Source organism: Ornithinibacillus xuwenensis, from assembly GCF_039614845.1.
GTDB lineage: Bacteria > Bacillota > Bacilli > Bacillales > Amphibacillaceae > Ornithinibacillus > Ornithinibacillus xuwenensis.
Genome location: NZ_JBDIML010000003.1, coordinates 167191 through 189522, shown reverse-complemented (window position 1 = coordinate 189522; position 22332 = coordinate 167191). Strand labels below are relative to the sequence as shown.

At 36.2% G+C, this 22332-nt stretch carries 25 protein-coding genes; 19 read left to right on the top strand and 6 right to left on the bottom strand.

From position 1 onward, the window contains the following. Positions 1 to 8 precede the first annotated feature (8 nt). From ABC228_RS10295 to ABC228_RS10260, 8 genes are all read left to right on the top strand, one after another. Positions 9 to 428: a VOC family protein gene (locus ABC228_RS10295; protein ID WP_345825049.1), complete on the top strand. Its 420-nt coding sequence runs from the start codon at positions 9 to 11 to the stop codon at positions 426 to 428. Positions 429 to 629: 201 nt separating this feature from the next. Beyond that, entirely contained in the window at positions 630 to 920 is a 291-nt protein-coding gene (locus tag ABC228_RS10290; RefSeq protein ID WP_345825048.1) for a HesB/YadR/YfhF family protein, read from the top strand. A gap of 76 nt (positions 921 to 996) precedes the next feature. Continuing rightward, positions 997 to 1170, top strand: a complete 174-nt coding sequence (locus ABC228_RS10285) for a hypothetical protein (protein ID WP_345825047.1) — start codon at positions 997 to 999, stop codon at positions 1168 to 1170. A gap of 152 nt (positions 1171 to 1322) precedes the next feature. Then, positions 1323 to 2495, top strand: a complete 1173-nt coding sequence (locus ABC228_RS10280; protein ID WP_345825046.1) for a hydroxymethylglutaryl-CoA synthase — start codon at positions 1323 to 1325, stop codon at positions 2493 to 2495. A 117-nt stretch (positions 2496 to 2612) separates the two neighbouring features. Continuing rightward, the gene (locus ABC228_RS10275) at positions 2613 to 3278 is read left to right on the top strand and encodes a ribonuclease H family protein (RefSeq protein WP_345825045.1); all 666 of its coding nucleotides are present in this window, start codon (positions 2613 to 2615) and stop codon (positions 3276 to 3278) included. Positions 3279 to 3622: 344 nt separating this feature from the next. Continuing rightward, positions 3623 to 4444, top strand: a complete 822-nt coding sequence (locus ABC228_RS10270; protein ID WP_345825044.1) for an SDR family NAD(P)-dependent oxidoreductase — start codon at positions 3623 to 3625, stop codon at positions 4442 to 4444. A gap of 79 nt (positions 4445 to 4523) precedes the next feature. Next, complete coding sequence (locus ABC228_RS10265; RefSeq protein WP_345825043.1) at positions 4524 to 5249, top strand: YkgJ family cysteine cluster protein; 726 nt, start codon at positions 4524 to 4526, stop codon at positions 5247 to 5249. Between the two features lie 166 nt (positions 5250 to 5415). Beyond that, complete coding sequence (locus ABC228_RS10260; RefSeq protein WP_345825042.1) at positions 5416 to 6276, top strand: AraC family transcriptional regulator; 861 nt, start codon at positions 5416 to 5418, stop codon at positions 6274 to 6276. A gap of 112 nt (positions 6277 to 6388) precedes the next feature. Here ABC228_RS10260 and helD read toward each other — a convergent pair whose 3' ends face one another. From helD to ABC228_RS10240, 4 genes are all read right to left on the bottom strand, one after another. Then, positions 6389 to 8686, bottom strand: coding sequence for an RNA polymerase recycling motor HelD (gene helD, locus ABC228_RS10255; RefSeq protein WP_345825041.1), 2298 nt, complete (start codon positions 8684 to 8686; stop codon positions 6389 to 6391). 249 nt (positions 8687 to 8935) lie between these two features. After that, positions 8936 to 9313, bottom strand: a complete 378-nt coding sequence (locus tag ABC228_RS10250) for an SLAP domain-containing protein (protein WP_345825040.1) — start codon at positions 9311 to 9313, stop codon at positions 8936 to 8938. A gap of 166 nt (positions 9314 to 9479) precedes the next feature. Next, entirely contained in the window at positions 9480 to 9869 is a 390-nt protein-coding gene (locus tag ABC228_RS10245; protein ID WP_345825039.1) for a TIGR02328 family protein, read from the bottom strand. 6 nt (positions 9870 to 9875) lie between these two features. Next, a complete protein-coding gene (locus tag ABC228_RS10240) occupies positions 9876 to 10661 on the bottom strand; it encodes a nucleotidyltransferase domain-containing protein (protein ID WP_345825038.1) in 786 nt (261 codons plus the stop codon). Between the two features lie 181 nt (positions 10662 to 10842). Between ABC228_RS10240 and ABC228_RS10235 the strand changes: the two genes are divergently transcribed. Further along, positions 10843 to 11268: an OsmC family protein gene (locus ABC228_RS10235; protein WP_345825037.1), complete on the top strand. Its 426-nt coding sequence runs from the start codon at positions 10843 to 10845 to the stop codon at positions 11266 to 11268. A gap of 35 nt (positions 11269 to 11303) precedes the next feature. Here ABC228_RS10235 and ABC228_RS10230 read toward each other — a convergent pair whose 3' ends face one another. Beyond that, entirely contained in the window at positions 11304 to 11828 is a 525-nt protein-coding gene (locus tag ABC228_RS10230; protein ID WP_345825036.1) for a CBO0543 family protein, read from the bottom strand. 222 nt (positions 11829 to 12050) lie between these two features. Between ABC228_RS10230 and ABC228_RS10225 the strand changes: the two genes are divergently transcribed. From ABC228_RS10225 to ABC228_RS10185, 9 genes are all read left to right on the top strand, one after another. Then, positions 12051 to 12296 (top strand): DUF378 domain-containing protein, encoded by a 246-nt coding sequence (locus tag ABC228_RS10225; protein WP_345825035.1) that lies wholly within the window; start codon positions 12051 to 12053, stop codon positions 12294 to 12296. A gap of 128 nt (positions 12297 to 12424) precedes the next feature. Further along, complete coding sequence (locus ABC228_RS10220) at positions 12425 to 14020, top strand: spore germination protein (protein ID WP_345825034.1); 1596 nt, start codon at positions 12425 to 12427, stop codon at positions 14018 to 14020. 1 nt (position 14021) lies between these two features. After that, positions 14022 to 15122 (top strand): GerAB/ArcD/ProY family transporter, encoded by a 1101-nt coding sequence (locus ABC228_RS10215; protein ID WP_345825033.1) that lies wholly within the window; start codon positions 14022 to 14024, stop codon positions 15120 to 15122. Then, positions 15119 to 16318, top strand: a complete 1200-nt coding sequence (locus tag ABC228_RS10210) for a Ger(x)C family spore germination protein (protein WP_345825032.1) — start codon at positions 15119 to 15121, stop codon at positions 16316 to 16318. Before ABC228_RS10215 ends, ABC228_RS10210 begins: the two co-directional genes overlap by 4 nt. Before the next feature lie 170 nt (positions 16319 to 16488). Continuing rightward, positions 16489 to 17067, top strand: a complete 579-nt coding sequence (locus tag ABC228_RS10205; RefSeq protein ID WP_345825031.1) for a TetR/AcrR family transcriptional regulator — start codon at positions 16489 to 16491, stop codon at positions 17065 to 17067. A gap of 165 nt (positions 17068 to 17232) precedes the next feature. Then, a complete protein-coding gene (locus tag ABC228_RS10200) occupies positions 17233 to 17574 on the top strand; it encodes a DMT family transporter (protein WP_345825030.1) in 342 nt (113 codons plus the stop codon). Next, a complete protein-coding gene (locus ABC228_RS10195; protein WP_345825029.1) occupies positions 17574 to 17885 on the top strand; it encodes a DMT family transporter in 312 nt (103 codons plus the stop codon). The genes ABC228_RS10200 and ABC228_RS10195 overlap by 1 nt, the downstream gene beginning before the upstream one ends. A gap of 283 nt (positions 17886 to 18168) precedes the next feature. Beyond that, the gene (locus tag ABC228_RS10190; RefSeq protein WP_345825028.1) at positions 18169 to 19122 is read left to right on the top strand and encodes an RNA polymerase sigma factor; all 954 of its coding nucleotides are present in this window, start codon (positions 18169 to 18171) and stop codon (positions 19120 to 19122) included. Between the two features lie 12 nt (positions 19123 to 19134). Continuing rightward, entirely contained in the window at positions 19135 to 19494 is a 360-nt protein-coding gene (locus ABC228_RS10185; RefSeq protein WP_345825027.1) for a VOC family protein, read from the top strand. A gap of 58 nt (positions 19495 to 19552) precedes the next feature. On the opposite strand, the gene ABC228_RS10180 is transcribed toward ABC228_RS10185, so the two are convergent. Next, positions 19553 to 20140 carry a cell wall hydrolase gene (locus tag ABC228_RS10180; protein WP_345825026.1) on the bottom strand — a complete coding sequence of 196 codons (588 nt, stop codon included), beginning with the start codon at positions 20138 to 20140 and terminating at the stop codon, positions 19553 to 19555. Between the two features lie 339 nt (positions 20141 to 20479). Here ABC228_RS10180 and ade point away from each other — a divergent pair, with 339 nt between their 5' ends. Beyond that, the gene (gene ade, locus ABC228_RS10175) at positions 20480 to 22288 is read left to right on the top strand and encodes an adenine deaminase (RefSeq protein WP_345825513.1); all 1809 of its coding nucleotides are present in this window, start codon (positions 20480 to 20482) and stop codon (positions 22286 to 22288) included. Positions 22289 to 22332 lie beyond the last annotated feature (44 nt).

Below are 22332 nucleotides of genomic sequence, written 5' to 3'. Positions count from 1 at the left end.
AATGAATCATGAACAATTATATTAAGCGAGTAGGGACTACATATTTACCAGTAAAGAATCCAGCAGCTTCTTCTGAATGGTATCAAACTATATTAGGCGCGATTGAAAATTATCGAGATGAAAATAAAGCGATTTTAGACTTAGCGAATCAGAGCTTCTTTCTTGTGAAGGCAAAAGACGGTGAAAAAATTGGATTTATCGATAATGAAGGAAAAACACATTTTAATTTCACGTTTGAAGTAAATGGCTATGAACAATTAGAAGCATTTAACACATTCTTAAAAAATCAACATGTACAGGTTGGTGAAATTGAGGATCGCGGTCATTCAGGTAATAATTTTGTGTTTTATGATTTAGATGGCAATTTGTTTGACGTTTGGAGTGAATTAAGTCCTACTTTTAAAGAGGCTTATGGAATCGAGAAATAATATTGTTCAAAAGACCTTCAACATGGAGGTCTTTTTGTTATCCATAACTTTCCCGATAAATCATATACTATAAGAACCTAGGAGTTTAATTCATTGACTTATCCTCGTTATCGTACTACATTCATGGTAAGAAGACAGTATGTAACATAGGGTAGTCTAAGATAAGACTTTGGTTATAGAACAATCAAATGAGGTGTACATATGAATTTAGAAATTACCAATGACGCAGCAAAGTGGTTTATCGATGAAATGGGACTTGAAAAAGGCGACTATGTTCAATTTTTCCTGAAGATATACGGTGGTATCAAGACTGAACATCCCAATTATTTTCTAGGATTAACCGTTGGTCGTGATGGTGAAGTAGGTGTGAAACAAGAGGTTGAAGGTATTACCTTTTATTTTAGTGAAAAAGATGCTTGGTTTTTAGAGGAATATGATATGAAAGTCGTGATGGGGAAAGATGAAGTAGAATATCAATTTAGAGAGAAATAACGGACAAATAAGAAGCTCCAACGTGGACATAATAATTAGTGAACACTAATAATGCCGACGATTGGAGGAATTTAAAATGTCTGAAGCAAATAAAAATCGAAATCGAGACACTGGTAGACAAAAGAATCATGGAATCAAGTATAACACTGAACCGGAAAGAAGCAATAAGGATGATGTTGAATTTGCGGGGGATAGTGAGTTTTTGAACATTAATAATAAAAAGTACAAACGAAAACGAGATAAAGGTTAAATATGTTTTGTATCCTTTTTAGAGCTTGTTTGCCAAACGGTAAACAAGCTTTTTCGTATTTCTTTCCATCGTTCCATAGAGCTTTGATTTGTGTGATTTTTCACATATAGATATAATAGGGAAAGAGAAACTGATTTAAAGGAGAAGTCAGCATGAAAATTGGAATTGATAAAATAGGATTTTTTACACCACATATTTATGTGGATATGAATAAACTAGCAGTTGCTAGAAATGTGGAGCCTGAGAAGTTTACTATTGGTATCGGGCAGAGCCAAATGGCAGTTGCACCAATTACACAGGATTCGATTACACTTGCAGCAAACGCTGCACTAAAAATCCTCGATGATGAAGATCGAGAAAAGATTGATTATGTAATATTTGGATCAGAGTCTGGAATCGACCATTCGAAGTCGGGTGCGGTATATGTTCACCAATTATTAGGTTTAAATCCAAATGCTAGAGCAATAGAAGTAAAGCAAGCTTGTTATGCTGCAACCGCTGGAATTCAAATGGCAAAAGGACATATTGTATTAAATCCGGAGAGTAAGGTGCTTGTATTGGGTTCTGATATAGCACGTTATGGTCTCGATACCTCTGGAGAATCTACCCAAGGTGCGGGTGCAGTTGCAATGGTTATTAGTGCTAACCCTAGAATATTAGAGTTAGAAAACCATAATGTATATCTTACCAATGATATTATGGATTTTTGGCGTCCAATCTATTCGGACAAGGCATTTGTAGATGGGAAATTTTCGAATGAACAATACATTGCATTCTTTAATAAGGTGTGGACAGCCTATCAAGAGAAGTCAGGCTTTGATTTAAACGAGATGGAAGCTATCTGTTTCCATCTTCCATACACAAAGATGGGCTTAAAGGCGCTACGCACGGTGCTTGATGATACGACAGAGGAAGTTCGTGAGCGTCTTTTGAATCATTACACAACTAGTACAACCTATAATCGTAATGTCGGAAATATTTATACTGGGTCTCTATATTTAAGTCTTCTGTCATTGCTTGAGCAATCTGAAGATTTGAAGGATGGCTCTAGAATTGGAATGTTTAGTTATGGTTCTGGTGCAGTAGGAGAGTTCTTCTCAGGAATTCTGCAACCGAATTATCGAAACCATCTAAATATGAAGGACCATAAGCAATTATTCGATTCACGTAAGGAAGTATTAATCGAAGAATATGAGCATATTTTTAAAGAAACATTGCCAGCTGATGGTTCAGATATTGAACTAGACATCATGAAAGATCCAGCTTCCATTTGTTTAGCTGGTATTACAGATCATAAACGTCAATATGTCAATAAACATAGCTAATGGTATAGCTCTAGGCAATTTTAGCCTAGGGCTTTCATTATATTCCTAACAAGAATTGCATTCTTAGAGCGATTAAGTGAAAGCTATAACTAGTCCAATATGGTTAGGGTGAGCACGATGAAAATAAAAATTGAAATGACCTATCGAACACCAAAGGGAACCGAATCGACCTTTCAATCCGAAGTAATGAACCCGGAGAAAGCACTTTTACTGGCCGAAGATTTAGCAAAAACTGGTCGAATAAAAGATATGACCTTCTATGATAATCATGATACGACTTGGATGCTGAAGGAACTAAAGCGATACGTGGAAGATATTGATTCGGAGCCACATAATGTTGTCGTGTTTTTTGATGGGGGCTTTGATGTAGCAACAAAAAGCTCTGGATTGGGTTGTGTTATTTATTTTGAACAAAACGGTAAGCAGCTTCGGTTAAGAAAAAATGCTCTTGTAGAAGAGCTGCAAACAAATAGTGAGGCAGAGTATGCAGCACTGTATCTAGCGATCCAAGCTCTTGAGGATTTAGGAGTACACCATCTTCCGGTTACATTTACTGGAGATTCACAAGGAGTTATTAATCAAATGAGTGATGAGTGGCCTTGCTATGAGGAAGACTTATTAAGATGGATTGACAAGATTGAAGGAAAGCTTATGAAACTAGGCATTACACCTGAATTTACATTAGTATCACGGAAGCGAAACAAGGAAGCCGATCACTTAGCAACACAAGCATTGAATGGTGTAGAGATTTTAAGTCAAAGTGAAATAAATCGGGCTGAATAACAAGCATCTCATATTGATGGGATGCTTTTATTTTGTAGAATGAAGCTGATTAATTAAAATTGACAAAACAATGAATTGTTAGTCTTACTTCTTATTTTATGAATAAATGGATGTATACTTATATTAGAAGGCTATAGCTAAATTTTTTAAGAACTATCCACCCATGAACTAGCTAGATAAAACCTTCACTATCCTCATCATATCTGAGCCCAACATCAATTCACTTCAGTATTCAATAGTAGAGGAGGTAATCTAATCACAAGCAAATCGTATACTCAGTTTTCATTGCGATCAAAAGTAAGCGGTTTCATAATTTGATAATATACAATATTGGAGGGGTTACGATGCAAGCAAATCGAAAAATTGCTATTGTTACAGGTGGAGCCTCAGGAATTGGGAAGGCTATCTGTCAGGAACTGGTTATCAATGATATTTATGTCATTATAACAGATATTAATGAGTCAGAAGGAAAGATTCTTGAGGCGGAGTTAAATAAAGAAGGTAACAATTCGAGGTTTATGTATCTTGATGTCAGAGAGTATCAACATGTCGAACAATTGATTCAAAATAGCTATAAGGAATTTGGTAGACTGGATTATCTCTTTAATAATGCTGGTATTGCTATGTATGGAGAGTTATTTGATATGTCAATGGATGCTTGGCAGGAGATAATGGATATCAATGTTTGGGGAGTAATTCATGGAACACAAGTTGGGTATAAAATAATGAAAGAACAAGGCTTCGGATATATCGTAAATACAGCTTCTGCAGCAGGATTAGGTCCATCCCCAATATCATCCGCATATTCCACCACCAAGCATGCTATTGTCGGTTTAACGACGTCACTACACTATGAAGCAAAAGAGTTTGGAATACATGTCAGTGCACTTTGCCCCACCTTTGTTGATACACCAATCTTTGATAAGGCAAAAGCGATAAATATTAATAAGAACATCATTGTTGAGCAATTGAAAAAGCAAAAAATGATGACTCCACAACAATTAGCAAAAATTACGCTTAAAGGTGTTCATAAAAATAAATCTATTATTTGCCCAATGCCATTACGTAGAACGATGAATGTAGTATTTGAGATTGTACCACCATTACATCAAAAATTAATGAGAATGGTATGCAATGTTAGTAGGAAAGCTCGAGTAGAAGGATAACAACTAATTAGCAGTTTACAAATAATTGAATATCGATAACAATAGGTAAGTGAACTTGAAGTTAAAAGGGAGTTTTATAATGGGAGAACACTATCTATCCTTTGAGGATATTCAATTAAAATGTGAACAATTATCAGATGAATATACTATAGATGAAGAAAAATTTTATCGAATTGTTGAAAAATGGGCAGATGAGGAAGTCTCTACCGATACAAAATTACTTGCTAGTTTTTCAGAATTATTGCAAGTGGTTAGTACTGAGATTACTTGTATGGAGGAGCATGTCCAACTAGAGTCAACTTGTCGGTTAGGCTGTGCGTTTTGCTGTTACTTTCCGATCATTATTAATGAAATGGAAGCAAAGCTAATGGTAAAGTCAATTGAGAACTTTCCTGAAGATAGACGAAAAAAGCTAGAAGTGCATCTTGTTAAATATTATGAAAAACATGGAGAGCAGTTACAGCCTATGATGGAGTTGGACTTTGAGGAGGATAAGAACTTCAAGCTAAAGTACCGAAAAAGCTTAATTCCATGCCCGTTGCTCAATACAGATACGAATCAATGCATGGCGTATGAAGTTCGTCCAATTCCTTGTCGTACCTATGTAAACTATACTGACCCAAAAGTGTGTTCAGATAATCTAATGCCAAAAGAAACAATTAGCTTTGAATTTTTATATAGCGAATACATGGGCGCATTAAATGAATTTCTGCAATTCCTCTATGAAGAAGAAGGGGATACAGGATTTATTAGCTATCCAGACAATCTCTATAAGCATGACTATTTGGCTAACTGGCTTCGATAAGGGTTTTAGTTCTGGGGAGATTTCACGGTATAATGAGCCAACTTTTGCCTTTTATACCAAATTTTATCATTTACCAATTGAGCAGCTCTCTGTCAAAAGTGAGCACAGATGAACAGGAATACAATTGATATGCTTGCTAAACTGTCTATAGAGGGGAGAGGTGAGGTTGGAAGGACTTCAACGAATGCTTGCTAGCATTAACTATATAGAAGAGAATTTAGAAGGAATGCTAACTATCGATGATATTGCTGCTATTGCCTGCATGTCAAAATTTCATTTCCAACGCATGTTTAGTATGTTAACTGGGTTTACCGTAAGTGAGTATATCCGTAATCGTCGTATTACAAAGGCTGCTCAGGAGCTAGTGAATACAGATTACAAGGTAATTGATATTGCAATGAAATATGGATATGAAAGCCCAGAAGCATTTACAAAGGCATTCAGAAGAATACATGGTATTAGCCCAACGGCTGCTAAGAAAAATAGTCAAGCATTGAAGGCTTACCCGAAGCTCTCTTTTCAAATTCAGTTAAAGGGAGATGTTGAAATGGATTACAAGCTAGTGAAAAAGGAAGCATTTACTGTAGTGGGGAAAAGTATCCGCACATCAACAATTGGCGGAGAGAATAATCGTAAAATCGCTGCTTATTGGAACGAGTCCAATTCGAATGGACTTTCGAAGGAACTAGCTAATAATTGCGGCCCACTCGGGTTGCTTGGGATTTGTATGGAATTTGATAAGCAACAAGAAAACATAACTTATATGATAGGTGCTGAAAAGAATATGGAGTCACTTCCAACTGACTGGGAGGAAAGAGAGATTCCTGCGGCTACTTGGGCAGTATTTCCAGTTCGCGGAGCAATGCCTGATGCAATTCCGTATGTATGGAATCGGATTTTCTCTGAATGGTTTCCAGCAACAGGATACGAGCATGCTGGTGGGCCAGAGATGGAGGTTTATGTAAGCGATGAGGATCCCTCGTCAGTGGATTACTATAGTGAGATTTGGATTCCAATAAAAAAATAACAAGAAAAAGCACATGAACTAAGATTTGTTAGTCCATGTGTTTTTTCGTTTTCTATTTATTAATAAAGATTTTTGTGCAACACATTCAAAGTGTATAAAAGCATAACTGTGTCTATTCTAATTCATAAGTTTTTGTAGAGGCTTCTTCAATGAAACTACATAGATGATTTTCTGTAATCATCGTTAGAGAGTGCATGGCTCTTGTGCATGCCGTATAAAATAGCGTACGATCAGATTCCTGATTATAGTGCTTGTTTGATGCATCAGGAATAATGACAGCATCGAATTCAATTCCTTTTGCAAGATACACAGGTAGTATCAAGATCCCTTTTTCAAAAGAATATGTTTCCTCATGTAGTTGCTTGATTGGGATATTGTCTTTTAGTAAACCATATAGTCGTTTGCTTTCTTCAGTGGTTTTACAGATTATCGCAATTGTTTCAAAATCCTTTTCTTGAAGGGATTGTATGGATTCCGTTATAGTATTGGGTAACAGCTTATGATTATCGATTTTGATAACTTTTGGACGTTCTCCTGCTCGTTCAAAGGGTTCAATTATCTCTCCATCTGGTGCGAATCCCTTTGTAAACTCTACAATTTCCTTTGTTGAACGGTAGCTTTTCGTTAAGGTTATTCGCTCATGATTTTCATTTACCAAATCTGGAGCTAATGGGTTTTCGTCGGAAGCATAGGTGTATATTGCCTGATTAATATCCCCTAATAAAGTCATACGCGTATAAGGGAAGCTATCTTTTATATAAGCATATTGAAAAGGGGTATAATCTTGTGCTTCATCGATAAATAAATGGCGAATCGCTCGATTGGACACATCTCCAAGTAGCTTGCCTCGGAAATACCGATACGGTGTAGCATCCTCCCATGATAAATATTTAGTTGAGATAGCTTCTACGGTTAATCTGCTTATTACCTCCCAATGATTAGGCACCGGACTTGGCTTCCAACTTATAAATAAGTGACGGTAGGTAGCTAAGGTATTCACAAATGCAAATTTCCGAACAAGCTTCCGTATCGGGGCGAACTGTCTTTTTACGACTTCAGCACGTAGAATATCTTCCTCTAGGCTAAAATCATCCTCATCCACTTGCTGATTTTGGTAGTATGCTTGTAAAAAATCCTCTTTTTCGAGAAGCTCCACCTTTTCCATAACCCAGTCTTTGTTCTTCTCCTTTTGTTGATGGATGCGTAATTCTTTCAGTAACCATTTTGCAACAAGCTCCAACCGATTTGGTATTGCAAAACTGTTATCAAGCGAATAAAAGTATTCTGAAATGCTTTCTTTTGATATGAGCACCTGATTATGCAAGGTAATATTTCTAAAACATAGACCTTGTATAAGCAATGATGAAATATAGTCGTCTAATATGTCCTTATATTTAAGGCTTGATTTTAGTTTCATATTATTGCGGCGTATTTCTAATTCGGCTGCATCCTTACACGTTAAGGTGAATTCCATCTGTTCGAATGGAGATTCTATCGTTATTTCTTTTTCAATACCTTTACGTAGAAAATCTAAAAATATTGTTTGACTAATATTTGCTTCTCCGAGCTCTGGAAGGACATTTTGGATGTAGCTTGAAAACAATGGGTTTGGAGAGAATAATAATAAATTCTCTGAATTCAGGCTCCCTCGAAAACGATAAAGCAAATATGCGATCCGCTGTAGAACAGCTGAGGTTTTACCACTTCCTGCAACACCCTGTACTACTAGTAAATTACTGTGCTCATTACGGATGATTTTATTTTGTTCCTTTTGGATGGTAGCGACAATGCTTTTCATCGTTGTACTTGCATTGTTACCTAGAGCAGCTTGAAGTAGCTTATCACCAATAGTTACTCCAGTATCAAACATGCCTTTTATTTGCCCTTGTCTAATAATGAACTGCCTTTTTAAGGAAATTTCACCGGATATCGTGTTGTCCATTGTATGATAATATGCTTCACCAGGGGGGAAATCATAATAAAGACTTGATATTGGTGCACGCCAATCATAGATTAGAAAATCCTCTTCTGCTTGATCCATCAAGGAAGCAATTCCAATATATATTGGCTCATTTTCATGTCCAGGTTTCTCCGTGAAATCAATTCTACCAAAATAAGGTGAGTCCTTTAGTCGATTTAATGTCTTTAATTCTTTTCCGATTTCCCCATGAAAACGTTCGCGTTCCATAAGTAATTCAGCTTGTTGTTTAATACTAGCCTGTGTCTCGATAACATCATCTGGCTCATCAAGATTAACCGTAACATCCTCCCAAAAATTTTTGCGAAGATCGATAATACTTTCTTTGAGTCCACCAGCTTTTTCATAGAGCTGTTCCTCTTTAATGTTGATTTCTTCGATGACTTTATCTACACGATTTTGCTCCTCACCAATGCTTGTATCATATCCCATTAAATCAACCCCGTTCTATAAATATTTTCTTTTTTATTGACTCACGCTTCCTGTGATGTTATAATATAATTGGGTAAAAATATTATAATATTACATTTAACGCAGTCACTGTTTTATTCTACCATGAGTAGTTTTCTGTGACAACGTTTTTTTATGTGAATAAGCGTTCTTTTTGTTTGGGGTGGAAATTACCATCTATAATTACAATAAGGCACTGGTCAATATGATTGGCCGGTGCCTTTTCAATTCTTATTCTGTTACCACTAATGTACCCTCTGTAAAAGTTTTCTCACGATTATAAGCATTAACAGGAAATATAAATGTCCAAGGCATTGCTGTTTTTGATTGAATTGTTAAGTATGGTAGGTCAAATAAATGGTTAGCTATCACGTTGTTATGTTGTAAAAAGGACAATCTTTTTTGTTTAAAAGAATATGCTTCATCTGAGTTGTTGTGAATCAATACGATTAGTAGTAATTCATTTCTGTGATTACGATCCCACCTGATGGGTGTAAACTGAATCGCTTTATCGGTAATGAATACTGTTTGATGGACTTGCTCAATTAGTTCTCGATCTTTACTGGATAATGCTTTATCCCAAGTAGGATGGTAAACGAGCTTCAACATGCTATTTTCTCCCTTAGTTAGAGTACTTTCATCATTAGATATGAAGAACAATTCTGCTAAACCTAAAATATTACGATGTGTATTTTATTCAATGAAGAGAACAAAAAGTAGCGCTCTCATACAATAAAAAGAAAGGTAATCTATAAAACTTTCATACGTACGCTTTTTAGGATAGAGCAATATTTATTCCTTTATCCTTTAAGTTTTCGATACATATACGTAAATACGCCTCATCATGTTCCTGATAAATAGATGATGAATTTTTACTAAAATTATTTCCTTGAAACAGACTCTCATCACTGTGCTTGGGACAGTTTTTTCCTCTGTAATATGGATCGTCCCATAGGTTATCATGATTGTAGCCCCGACGGCTCATCTCTTCCAATACCATCTCATGGTATTGAAATAACTGATAGGGAGCATATTCAAACACGTAATTAACAGTTGCATGAGGTTTGTTCCATCCATTTCCCCTTAATGCACAGCACTCTCGGTGCTGTCCAAGCAATTGCTGCCTAGGAAGGTAAGATAGTAATTGTTCATGCCATAAACGCAATATTTCTCAACTCCAAACTTCTTCTAATGTTGTTCGGAACAATTTATTTAATATTTCCGTCTCGTTTTGATTAGTTTGTTCCATTGTTTTAGCGAAAGTACTAATTCGATTTATTTCTTTTAACACAAAATTTAAAAGAATATCCTCATGGTCAATTTTGAAAGGCGTACCGGTAATTTTTGCCTCCATTAAATGCTGGACCACATGTTTAAATTCATTATTCGAAATAATAGTATCCACAAGATGTTGAAAGCTTAAAGGTGGAAACTCTTTAAATCGTTCTATCCAATTTGCCACTAAAATTGGCCGAACCATTGTTAGGATTGCTTTAACATTTGATTCCATTATGCCTTTTTGATACTTAGCATAATTTGCTTTGGCGGTATTGAGATAATGAAGAATGCAGGACTTATTGCTAAAGAAATTAGGGAGAATCTCTTTCATCTTCTGGATTGTTGAATAAGCCTGGTAATATTCTATCGGTGAATGCAGCCATTCTAATAATGAGGGATTGGATTTTCGAAATAGACGCAATGTTTTCGTAAGCTCCCAACCGCTTAAATCAAGTCCGTTAAAGATTGGCCTTTCGATAATATCTTCTCTTTTCCCCGTACCAATAGCGTCTATACTTAAGTAGTATTGAATTGGATGAATATAAATGAATCGAACATCATAATCACTCTCCATGGAAGAATATCCCCAAGCTCGACTACCAGCTTCACAAGCGTATAGGATTTTGATTTTATGATCTTCTTCAATCTGCATCAAATTAGACAAGATATTTTCATTCATTTTCTTCCCTCATTCGTATTATTTTGATAAGAATCTATCTATAGAATAATACATATAGCGAATTTTATTAAGTTTTTGATGACAGAAGATGTCCTATCTGGAATTCAAGTTCAATTAGTTGTAAAAAAATTATTTTGTAGGCACACTATACATAAACAAAGTTAAACAAGGAGGAAAAAACATGGAAATGAAAGTAAAGTGGAATGATAAAATGTCTTTTACTGGCTTTGTACCATCTGGCCATGAATTAAGAATGGATGCTGCTGAATCAGTTGGTGGCGAGAATAGCGGAGCAAGACCGACAGAGCTATTAATGAGTGCAGTTGCAGGCTGTACTGGAATTGATATTATTTCAATTTTAACAAAGATGCGTTTGAGTCCAACAGCTTTTGAAATGAACGTAACAGGTGATCGTGCTGATGACCATCCTAAGAAATTTACAAAAATAAATATCCATTATGCTCTTGAGGGAGAGCTTCCAGAAGACAAGGTAGTACGTGCAATTGAGTTGTCCAAGGATAAATACTGTTCGGTATCGCATTCTTTAAGTGCTGAAATAAGTGTTAGCTATTCCATCAATGGGGTAGAAGGAGAAAATAGCATTTAACTGTAGCAGACCTACACCTATATAGATGGTGTAGGTTATTTCATTGTCTCATATGGTACATCAAGCATGATAATAATAAAGATTGCCCAAGCAAGGGAGATGATCCAAGCAAGAGTTGGTCTAAGATGATGAATTCTTAAAGTTGTAAACATAACGATGTTAAAGGCGATAGACCAGTACATTGACCAACCGTTATTATGGGTAATCAGATTTAGGTATTCCAGATTTATAAACTCAATTGTGCTATAAATAAAAACCCAATAAGCCATCCACAAAAATTTCTTCCAATTTTCTTCCGGAAATTTTCCTAAATATATTAAAATCGTTACTGGATACGCTATAAACATAATCATTAATGATATAGAGGTATGATTACTTAAAAAGTCCATTCCGAATATAGTTTCTTGATAGCTCCATAATGGATAATGGTAAATCAAAAAGTTAGCAAATAAATCACATAAAATAAAGTACAAAATAGTTGGGTAATATTTACGCCATTCTCGCCAATCACCCCATTTATAACCAGCTAGTATAAATAGTATATTGTAAATAATGTGCATACTGCTCTCTCCAAACCAACGGTATTTAACGATTTTAATTTTCTAATGACAAGAAAGTCCTCATAGATAATCAAGTACATAAATGGAGCGGATTACCATAGCATCCAGCTTAGGTTAACTTTATTGTTTGGAATGCATGTAAATTTATTCCTCTACCCAGTTTTAATATTCATGGAGGGATTGGAGATACTAGGTATAGTCTTACACAAAGGAGGAAAGAACATGAATGGTATACAACGTTTTGCGCTTGCCTTAGTAATAATCGGAGCGATAAATTGGGGACTAATCGGATTATTTGAGTTTGATTTAGTAGCTACAATCTTTGGCGGTGGCGAACAAGATGCTGGTTTAGCGCGAGTCATTTATTCCTTAGTTGGATTAAGTGGTTTAGTTGCACTTACGTTATTATTCAAAACCGATGAATCCTTTTCAAGACAACGAGCTCCAAGACCACGTACTGAAGTTTAAGGAACGTATAACGAAAACTCTTCCTCACATTTTGCCTGAGGGAGAGTTTTTTTACGATTAATATAGATATGCATGAATGTATTTTTTTGAAGTATACTAAATAGTCCTTGCAGAAGGAGTGAAAATAGTTGCGATTTTTCAATAGTCGTAAGAAAAAGAAGCAAATCCAAGAAAGTAATATTCCAAAAAGTAAAATAAGTAAGGATATAAAAGAGTTACATGTAGTTCCAGAATTAGAGAAAATGATAATATTATTTGATACTATTTTTCAAAAAGACTTTGATTTCTCGGTGCGTAAATTTCACGTGTTTGGAAAGACAGAAGCAGCAATCGTATTTATTAGTTCAATTGTGGATAAAGAAAAATTAGAGCGAGATATTATAAAGCCATTACAAGAAAACAGTCGTACTAAAGATTTAACGAAATCAATGATGAACTACATAAACGAAGATGTCCTATATGACGGAGACGTAAACAAAACGATACATATGAAAGATTTAGTGGAGGGACTTCTGAGAGGAAAAGTCGTATTACTCATTGATGGACAAAAGGAAGCATTCCATTTAGATGCATTTAAGCCTGAAAAGCGAGGAATTACACAACCTGAAACAGAGCGAGTGGTACGTGGTTCTCGCGATGGTTTCATTGAACAAATAGGTGTGAATGCTTCCCTGCTTCGTTATCGATTACCTGTCCCAGAATTTCGAGTGGAGCAGATGGAAGTTGGAAAGCTAACCAAAACAAAATTGGCTATTTGTTATATAGATAGTATTACCAATGAAGAACTAGTAGAAGAGGTTAGAAAGCGAATTGAACGTATTGATATTGATCGAATATTAGATGCAGGATATATCGAGCAATATATTCAAGATAATCCACGTTCTCCATTTCCCCAGGTTCAAAACACCGAAAGACCAGATAAAGCAGTGGGAAATATCGTAGAGGGAAGAGTAGTAATCCTAATCGACGGTTCTCCATTTGCACTAATTGTTCCTGCTGTTTTTAACCAGTTTTATCAAACAAGTGAGGATTATAATGAACGTTGGCTAATCTCCTCTATCATTCGCTTAATTCGATTAGCTGCACTTATCTTTTCACTAACCTTTTCGTCATTCTATGTGACTGTTTTATCGTTTCATCCTGAGCTTATTCCAGCACAATTTGTTGTCGCTGCTGCAAGTGGTAGGTCGGGAGTTCCATTTCCCGTAGTAATCGAAGTATTAATTATGGAATTTGCAATGGAGATTTTACGGGAAGCAACTGTAAGGATGCCACAGCAGGTCGGTGGTGCGTTATCAATTGTTGGAGTGTTAGTAATTGGACAAGCTGCTGTTCTAGCAGGGTTTGTTAGTCCAATTACAGTAGTTATTATTGCATTATCAACAATTGGGTCGTTTGCAACGCCATCCTATAATGCAGCAACCGCTTTTCGTTTATTACGATTTCCGTTAATTATCCTATCGGGAGCATTAGGGTTATTAGGGTTAGCCGCAGGATTAATAATTGTGATGAATCATATGCTTTCGATACGTTCATTTGGGGTACCATATATGACGCCATTCTCACCGTTAAATATCACTAGTCTGAAGGACTCATTTTTAAGAGCACCAATAAAATGGTTGATGGAACGACCAAGTCAGCTACAACCTAAAGATGTCATTCGAGAGAATAGTGCAGAAAAAATGGATAACCCAGGGGAAACAGTGAATAAAGGAGGAAACTAGGATGCATAAGCATCACGAAAAAGTGACTCCATTACAGCTCGGCACCGTTATAGCCAGTACAATCATTGGTGTATCAATTTTAGCGTTACCGAGATTTGTTGTATTAGAAGCAGGAAAGGGTGCACCCCTTGCCAGTTTAGTTGGGATAACACTAGTATTTATTGGCTTATTAGGGATTGTTATGTTGGGTAGGAGATTTCCAGAGCAAACATTGATTGGTTATAACCAAATCATTCTCGGAAAACCATTCGGTTCCGTCATTAGTGTATTGTTTATTGTTTATATGACTATATTATTGGGTTTAGAGGCAAGGCAATTTGGAGAAGTTATTGCTGGTTCTTTATTAACTAATACACCTATACAGATTCCGATATTTATCATCATTTTTCTTTGCGCTGTTTCAGGACTACAAAATGTTTCAACCTTTGTATATATTCATTTACTTTACATTCCATTGATTGTTATCCCAATTATTCTGATTATCTTTCCATCATTAAAGGATGTTGCTTTTTATCATCTTACTCCAATTGTTGGTCATCATCCATCTGTTACAAAAATAGTGCAAGGTGGTTTGATTGCAGCTCAGGCAATATCAAATGTATTTATCATTTCCATGCTGATACCATCCATGAAAAATCCAAAGAAATGCATCAAAAGCAGTATAGTCGGATTTTGGATTGGAAGCATAACAGTGTTTATCATTGTAACCATGTGCTTAGCTGTTTTTGGGGAAGAGGAAATAAAGGAAATGTTTTGGCCAACATTAATATTAGGAAGGATGGTGAATATCCCTGCAGAATTATTATCCAGGGTCGATGCAATCTTGTTGATTTCTTGGATTTATGCTGTATTTACAACTTTATTATCCGTTTACTTTTTTGTAATTCGAGGAGTTGCAGAATTATTCCGATTTGAACGTTATCGATTATTAACGTTATTAATTTTTCCTGTCGTATTTGCAGTAGCATTAATTCCGAATGATATTTTTGAAATGTATGAATTTCTTCTATATGTAACGAAATACGGATTAATCCTAACAATTGGTTACCCGGTATTTCTATGGCTAATCGCTTGTTTGCGACGTAAGAGGGAGGAATCATGATGAAAAAGGTATGCAGTATCTTTATATTCTTATCCTTCTTTATACTTAGCGGCTGTTGGGATCAGTATGAATTAGAGGAACGGGCAAATATTCTTGGGTTAGCAATTGATTTAGTAGAACAAGAAGATATTAAAGAGGAAAATGAAGTTACCCATCCAGAAGGAGAATTTCCAAACGAAAAACGTCATACATTTTATAAGATAACGGCACAGATTGCTGTTCCGGGTAAGATTAAACTTGGACCTGAAGGAGGAAGTGAGGGATCGGATAAGACATCCTGGGTTATTCAAACAACAGGACATACATTAAAGGATGCCATGGCTAATCTTCAGCAGCAGTTAGCGGAAAGGTTATATTTAGGGCATCTGCAAATCGTTATCATCTCAGATGAAATTGCTGAGCGCGGAATAGAGGATGTTAATGACTACTTAGGACGTAATCCAGAGGTTAGAAGAACTGCATGGATGGTAGTGAATAAAAAAGATGCTTCAAAGGTTATACAGGCAGCACCTCCACTTGAAACGGTTCCATCTCTTTATCTTTCCGACACTTTGGATAATGCTGTGAAATTTGGCAAGCTGCCCCGAGAATATTTGGGGAGATTTTGGATTGATTTATCTGATAAGGGGATCGATGGTATCTTACCTGCTGTTAAGGTTGTCGATAATGATAGGATTATGGTAGATGGATTTGCTTTATTTCGGGGAGAAAAAATGGTTGATCGTACAACGCCAATTGAAATTGGCGTATTAATGAACTTAACAGAAAGCAATGCTGGCGGATACAGTACGCCTGTTGAAGTACAAGATGGAATATATTTTATTGAATCCCAGGAAAGAACAAATAATATAGATGTTACGCTAAAGGACGGAGAACCAACTGCAAATATCTCCGTGAAAATTGATGCTATATTGGATGAACAAATAAATACGGATAGCTTAAATGATGAAGTTATCAATGAAATAGAGAAAGAAGCAAATAAAAAGATGGAAAAATTAAGCCAAAAGTTAGTAGCAAGTCTTCAAGATACTGGTTCTGATGCATTAGGGATTGGTGCTCGAATTAGGGCGAAACACGGAGGGTACTGGGATAAAGAAATCCAATCTGATGAGAGGTGGATTGATGTTTTTCAGGAAATGGATATTAGTATTACGTATCATTATCGAATTAGACGTGCTGGAATTCGCTCTCAGTGAATGTTGACTATGGTTTGCCAGGTTCCATACACATAATTTGAGCATGGCAAACTTCCGTATTTCTTCATATTAATAGATGGGAATTAAATGCTTTATATCAAGTGTTCGTCTTGACTTTTTAGAAAATTCCTGTATAATGAATGACAATCAGTCATATTCGGAGGAAATAGATGGACAATAAAAAAGAGCGCATTATACATGCAGCAATGGAAGTATTTACAGAAAAGGGAATTGAGAAAACAAAGGTATCCGATATCGTCAAAAAGGCTGGTATCGCACAAGGGACATTTTATATTTACTTTTCTTCCAAGCTATCGGTTGTACCTTCTATTGCAGAAGTAATGGTTGAGAAGACTTTGGATGAAATTATGAGAACAGTTAATAAAAGCGATTCATTCTCAAATCAAATGAAGGATCTAATTGATGCAGTATTTTCCGTCACAAAAGAGTACCGACAAATATTTGCGCTGGTATATGCAGGACTAGCAGCAACAGAGTATCTTCAGGAATGGGAAGCACTTTATTCTCCCTACTATACCTGGATGAGTAAGTTTTTAAGTGATGCAAAAGAAGCCGGTACCTTGCGAGAAAACCTTGATCCAGACCAAACAGCTGTATTACTTATTGATCTTATTGAATCTGCAGCAGAGCAGACTTTCTTATATTCACATGGTGATAAGGATATGGAGGCCATTAAGAAAAAAGAAGTTTGGGAGTTTTCATTATATGGTTTAGGGGTACAGAAATAGAATGTTTAAATAAATCCATCACTGTGAATACAATAAATTCCATAATCCTTAGTAAGGATATAGTTTTTAGTAGCCTATAGAAATTTTCCTTTTCGTACAAAAGGATTTTTCTTTTACAGATAAAATGACTGAATGTCAGTCACGGAAAAATTGGAGAGTGCACGTATGAATAAGTCATGGATTTATGTAATCTTGACAAGTTTATCAGAATTAATTTGGATATATGGATTTAACACAGCATCTAACTGGTGGCATTGGGCGATAATTATCGGGTTTATTTTATTAGATTTACATTTCTTAGCGAAAGCATGCGAAGGCTTACCCACAGGAACTGTCTATGCGATCTTCGCGGGTTTTGGTACGGTTGGAACATTTTTAATGGATATCTTTATTTTTAATGAAGAGATTAGAGTAGTTAAAATACTCTTCATTATGTTAATTATTGCAGGGGTTGTTGGACTTAAACTCTCGGATGATCATAAAAATACGAAAGGAGCTGTTGAATAATGGGCTGGTTTTATGTTATTTTGGCCGCAGTGAATGAACTGATTGGTGTCTGGGGATTAAACAAGTTCAGCCAAAAACGAAATATTGCCAATGCAACCGTTTATGTTGGTGGATTGGGATTATCATTTGCATTTATTTACGCGTCATTTAATTATTTACCCACTAGCGTCGCTTACGCAACATGGACTGGTGTCGGAACTGGTGGCGTTGTTCTTATGAATATGCTATTATTCGGAGAATCTAAAAGTGTCTTTCGAATGGTAAGTCTTCTTGCCATTATTATCGGCGTAACTGGTTTGAAAATTGTCTAGAAAAGGATGCCTGTCATGTTTCAAGTTAATCGTAATTTTTCGATTTAATTTGAAATGTGACAGGCATCTTTTTGTTCTTATAGAAAAGCTTGCTGTTGGTGTTATTATCCATGATGGTATTACGATTCGACAAAAATCGAGTTTGTTGCATGCTTTTTGCAGGAATTTCTATTTTGATGTGGAAGTTAATAAATAAATTGAAAGATATATTTTTTAGATAAGGTAGTATAATTCTAGTTTGTTTATTCGTTATACATAATGAGAAGAAATAAGGAGGTAGTAGATGACTTCAATTGAAGAGAAAACACAACTATTTACTGAAAAATCTCGTGAATTACGCGAGGAGTTTAGTGAATTAATATTAGAATTTCGTGAGGATTTGTGGAGGTATTGTCGCTATTTAACAGGGTCTCCGTGGGATGGAGAAGATTTATTCCAAGAAACGTTAATCAAAGCATACGGTGGTATTTATCAGGTTTGGCATCCCGAAAATCCAAGGTCATATCTATATCGAGTTGCAACCAATACATGGATAGATCACTGTAGAAGAGAAAAGCGAATCATTGGTACCTTGGAGGAAGTGGATGAACCAAGTGAGGAATTTATAGATAGTCTCGATATAGAGCAAGCTCTCGAGCATTTGATAATACTTTTTACTCCTAGACAGGTTTCGGTCTTCTTATTAGTGAAGGTTTTTCAGTTTCGAGCTGAAGAGGTTGCGGGTATTGTAAAAACGACAAGAGGTGCTATTTATTCTACGATAAGAAGAATTGAAAAGCGATTGAGAAAAGAGGACCTCTCTCAAAAACAGACGGTACAACATCAGAATTATGAAGAGGAAACACAGAACAAGGTCATTAAAACATACATGAAAGCATTAAATAATGGAGATTTACATGCTCTATTTGATTTGGTAAGTGATCATTTACATCATGAAGCATCACTAGGTTTCCAAGAGTTTTCGAAAGAATCTATGCGAAAAGGATCGATGCAGCATGGCTTGCCAAAATATCGTGCGGAGCAACATTGGTTGTGGGGTAAACTTGTAATTGTTAAGGTTGCTGATAGTGATAATGGTCCATTAATCCACGATATTCAGTATCAGGAAGTGGAAAACGAAAAAATCGTGTTTCATAGAAGCTATTACTTTCGAAAGGAATTTATTGTAGCAGCCGCTAAAGAGCTCGGTTTAGCACCGCAATTAGATAAATTTCCAATTGGTTGGGATAAAAAGTAAGGGGGAAAAATCATGGGAAGTCCTTTGAAGAACAAGATTAATGCAGTATTTATACCAGTAAACAATATTGAGAAAGCGAAAGAGTGGTATTCAACGATCCTTGGTGTGGAAGGGGAAATAATGCATGGACATTTATGTGTCTTAGATATGGAAGGGACCGGTGTAATCTTAGATGAAATGCCTGCATGGCGAGAAAAAGGTGAGCTGATTACACCATATCAAGTACCTTCTATTCAATTTGGAACGGATGACATTCAAGCATCTTATCGATTTATGAAAGATAACAGTGTTGAATTTGTAACTGATATTCAGTTCGGTCACTTTTTTGTTATTAAGGATCCTGATGGAAATATGCTCATGGTATGTGAATGATAATAGAAAAAGGAGGCAGAAATCGTGTGCTACGATCCTGCCTCCTTTACGTTTTCCTTTATTTTGCAAAAACATGGTTTCCAATGGTTACGGTCACTTCACGAGTTGTAATCCAGCTACTTGATGCAGTAGATGGGTTGTAGAAATAAATAGAACCTTTCCCTTGACCACGGAATGCAATTGCTTCATTAACAGCTTTCATATCTTCTGCTGTGTATCCTCTATTAATCTCACCATTTTCAACTGGAGAGAATGCATAGTGTCCAGAAGAGCGTTCATAAATTACGCCACTAATTGAATTAGGAAATTCCTTATGATCGACGCGGTTTAATATAACAGTTGCTACGGCAACTTTTCCCGAATATGGTTCACCTTTTGCTTCTGCGTGTACTAAGCTAGCCATCAGTTCTTTATCTGCTTTTGATACATAATCTGGTACCTTAATGGCTTCTCCAGCGAAGAGCTGACTTCCTGAACGATTATTAGCAATTTGTAAATTAGCTACAGTCGTACCATACTTTTGGGCAATAGACCAGAATGTATCACCTTGTTGGACAGTATAAGGTGCTGCTCCACCGATAGTTGGTAATACAAATATAGATAACGATAATGTCGTTGCAATTACAAGTTTTTTTAATTTATTCATTATTGTAAACCTCCTAGTTGTTTTGGCTACAACTAAGAGATTACTAGATGTAACATAGTTTATCAGTAGCAAATTTTGGATAATAGTTTCATATATTATCTTAAGTAGAAGCCATAAGGGTTTAAAATAATGATGGAATTTATTTCCTGAGAAGAAATTATACCAGTAAATGGTTATGTTGGAATACAACGGTTGAAACATGACATATATTTCATGTGTATTACTACGTTTCGTTGTTTTTACATCGCTTAGTAGCTATTCGCAAGTAATAGGAATCGCTAGCGTGAATTATGATAGTATATAAAAAATAATAGTTTTTTGAATAGGGGGAAATAGGTGATGGGTTTTAAACGTCCTGCACAATTTGAATGTTTACGTGAATTAACTGCAACCGCTAGAGGAGATATGGATGCAACCTTAGTCATTAAAAATGCTAAATTAGTTAATGTTACTTCAGGTGAGATTTTATGTGGAACTGATATTGCCATACAAGGTACTAGGATTGCGTATGTGGGTAATGATGCTAGTCATTCAATTGGAAATAATACAAAAGTAATTGATGCTTCAGGTCGCTATGTAACACCAGGACTTCTAGATGGCCATTGTCATATTGAAAGTAGTCAAATTACTCCTACACAATTTGCTAGAGCAGTTCTGCCAAGAGGAACCACAGGTGGCTTCTTTGATGCCCATGAAATTACAAATGTGTTAGGACTTGAAGGATTACGAATGATGCTTGAGGAAGCACGTTCTACTCCAATGGCAGCATACATGCAGGTTCCATCTTGTGTTCCGTCTACTAATACTGATTTTGAAACAAATGGCGCTATGTTAGGTCCAAAAGAAGTGGCAGAAGCATTTACATGGGGAGAAGACATGATAGCGCTAGGGGAAGTTATGAACTTCCCAGGTGTTGTTTACGGTGATGATACAATGCTCGGAGAAATTGAGGAAACTTTAAAGGCTAGACGGATTGTAGATGGGCATTATACGTGGACAGCTGATGATGCTGTGAAGTTATCTGCCTATGTTGCCGCAGGTGTGAGTGGAGATCATGAGGTGACAACTGTTCAGGATGTTGTTAGTAGATTGCGGTTAGGCCAATATGTAAAGATGCGACGGGGCTCTGCATGGCATGATGTAGCCGAAACAATTAAAGCCTATACAGAGCTTAATCTTAATACAAGAAGGATGCTTCTAGTAACCGATGATCGAAGTCCCGAATCTTTAGTAGATGAAGGGCATATGGACTTTGTTGTTCGACATGCTATTGCTCAAGGGGTGCCACCGGTAATAGCTATTCAAATGGCAACCATTAATACAGCTGAACGTTTTGGACTTTCACATGATATAGGTATAGTTGCACCTGGACGCTTTGCAGATATACTCATTTTAGATGGTCCATTAATCGATGTTAAAGTTAATACGACGATAGCAGCTGGGCAAGTTGTAGCAAGGGACGGCGTAATGACGCTTGACCTCCCTAATCAAACTTATCCAAAATCGGCTATTCAATCTGTCCATATTAATCGAAAAATAAAAGCAGATGACTTTGTCATTGAGTCACCAATTACCAATGGAAAAGCTACAGCAAGTGTTATACAGGTGCGAGAAAATCATGTTGGGACACTTGAAAAGCGAATGCAGATTGAGTGTGTGAATGGTCAGGTGGATATCCAGGAAGAATTATGCAAAATGGTTGTATTTGAGCGTCATGGAAAAAGTGGAAATATTGGTCGAGGTTTGGTTTGGGGAGTAGGCTTTGATAAACCTGCCGCAATGGCAACAACAGTTGGACACGATAGTCATAATCTAATGGTGCTTGGTAATGATGATGCGTTAATGGCTAAAGCCGCGAATAAAATTGTCGAGATGCAGGGTGGTATTGCAGTAGTTACTAATGATGGAATGACAGAACTAGCATTACCTATTGCAGGATTAATGTCTGAGGCCCCATTTGAAGATGTAGCGGCTGGTTCTAAAGAAATAAGTAAAGCATTAAGGAATGCTGGCTGTACAATGAATTATGCATTTATGACGCTATCCCTGTTATCTCTTGTTGTGATACCTGAGCTTCGCCTATCCGACAAAGGACTAGTACGAATTACGGATGCTGGATTTGAGCTTACATCCCTGTTTGTGGATTAGATTTCGAATTGTGAACATAAGGTGACAATTGAAGATAATTAAGT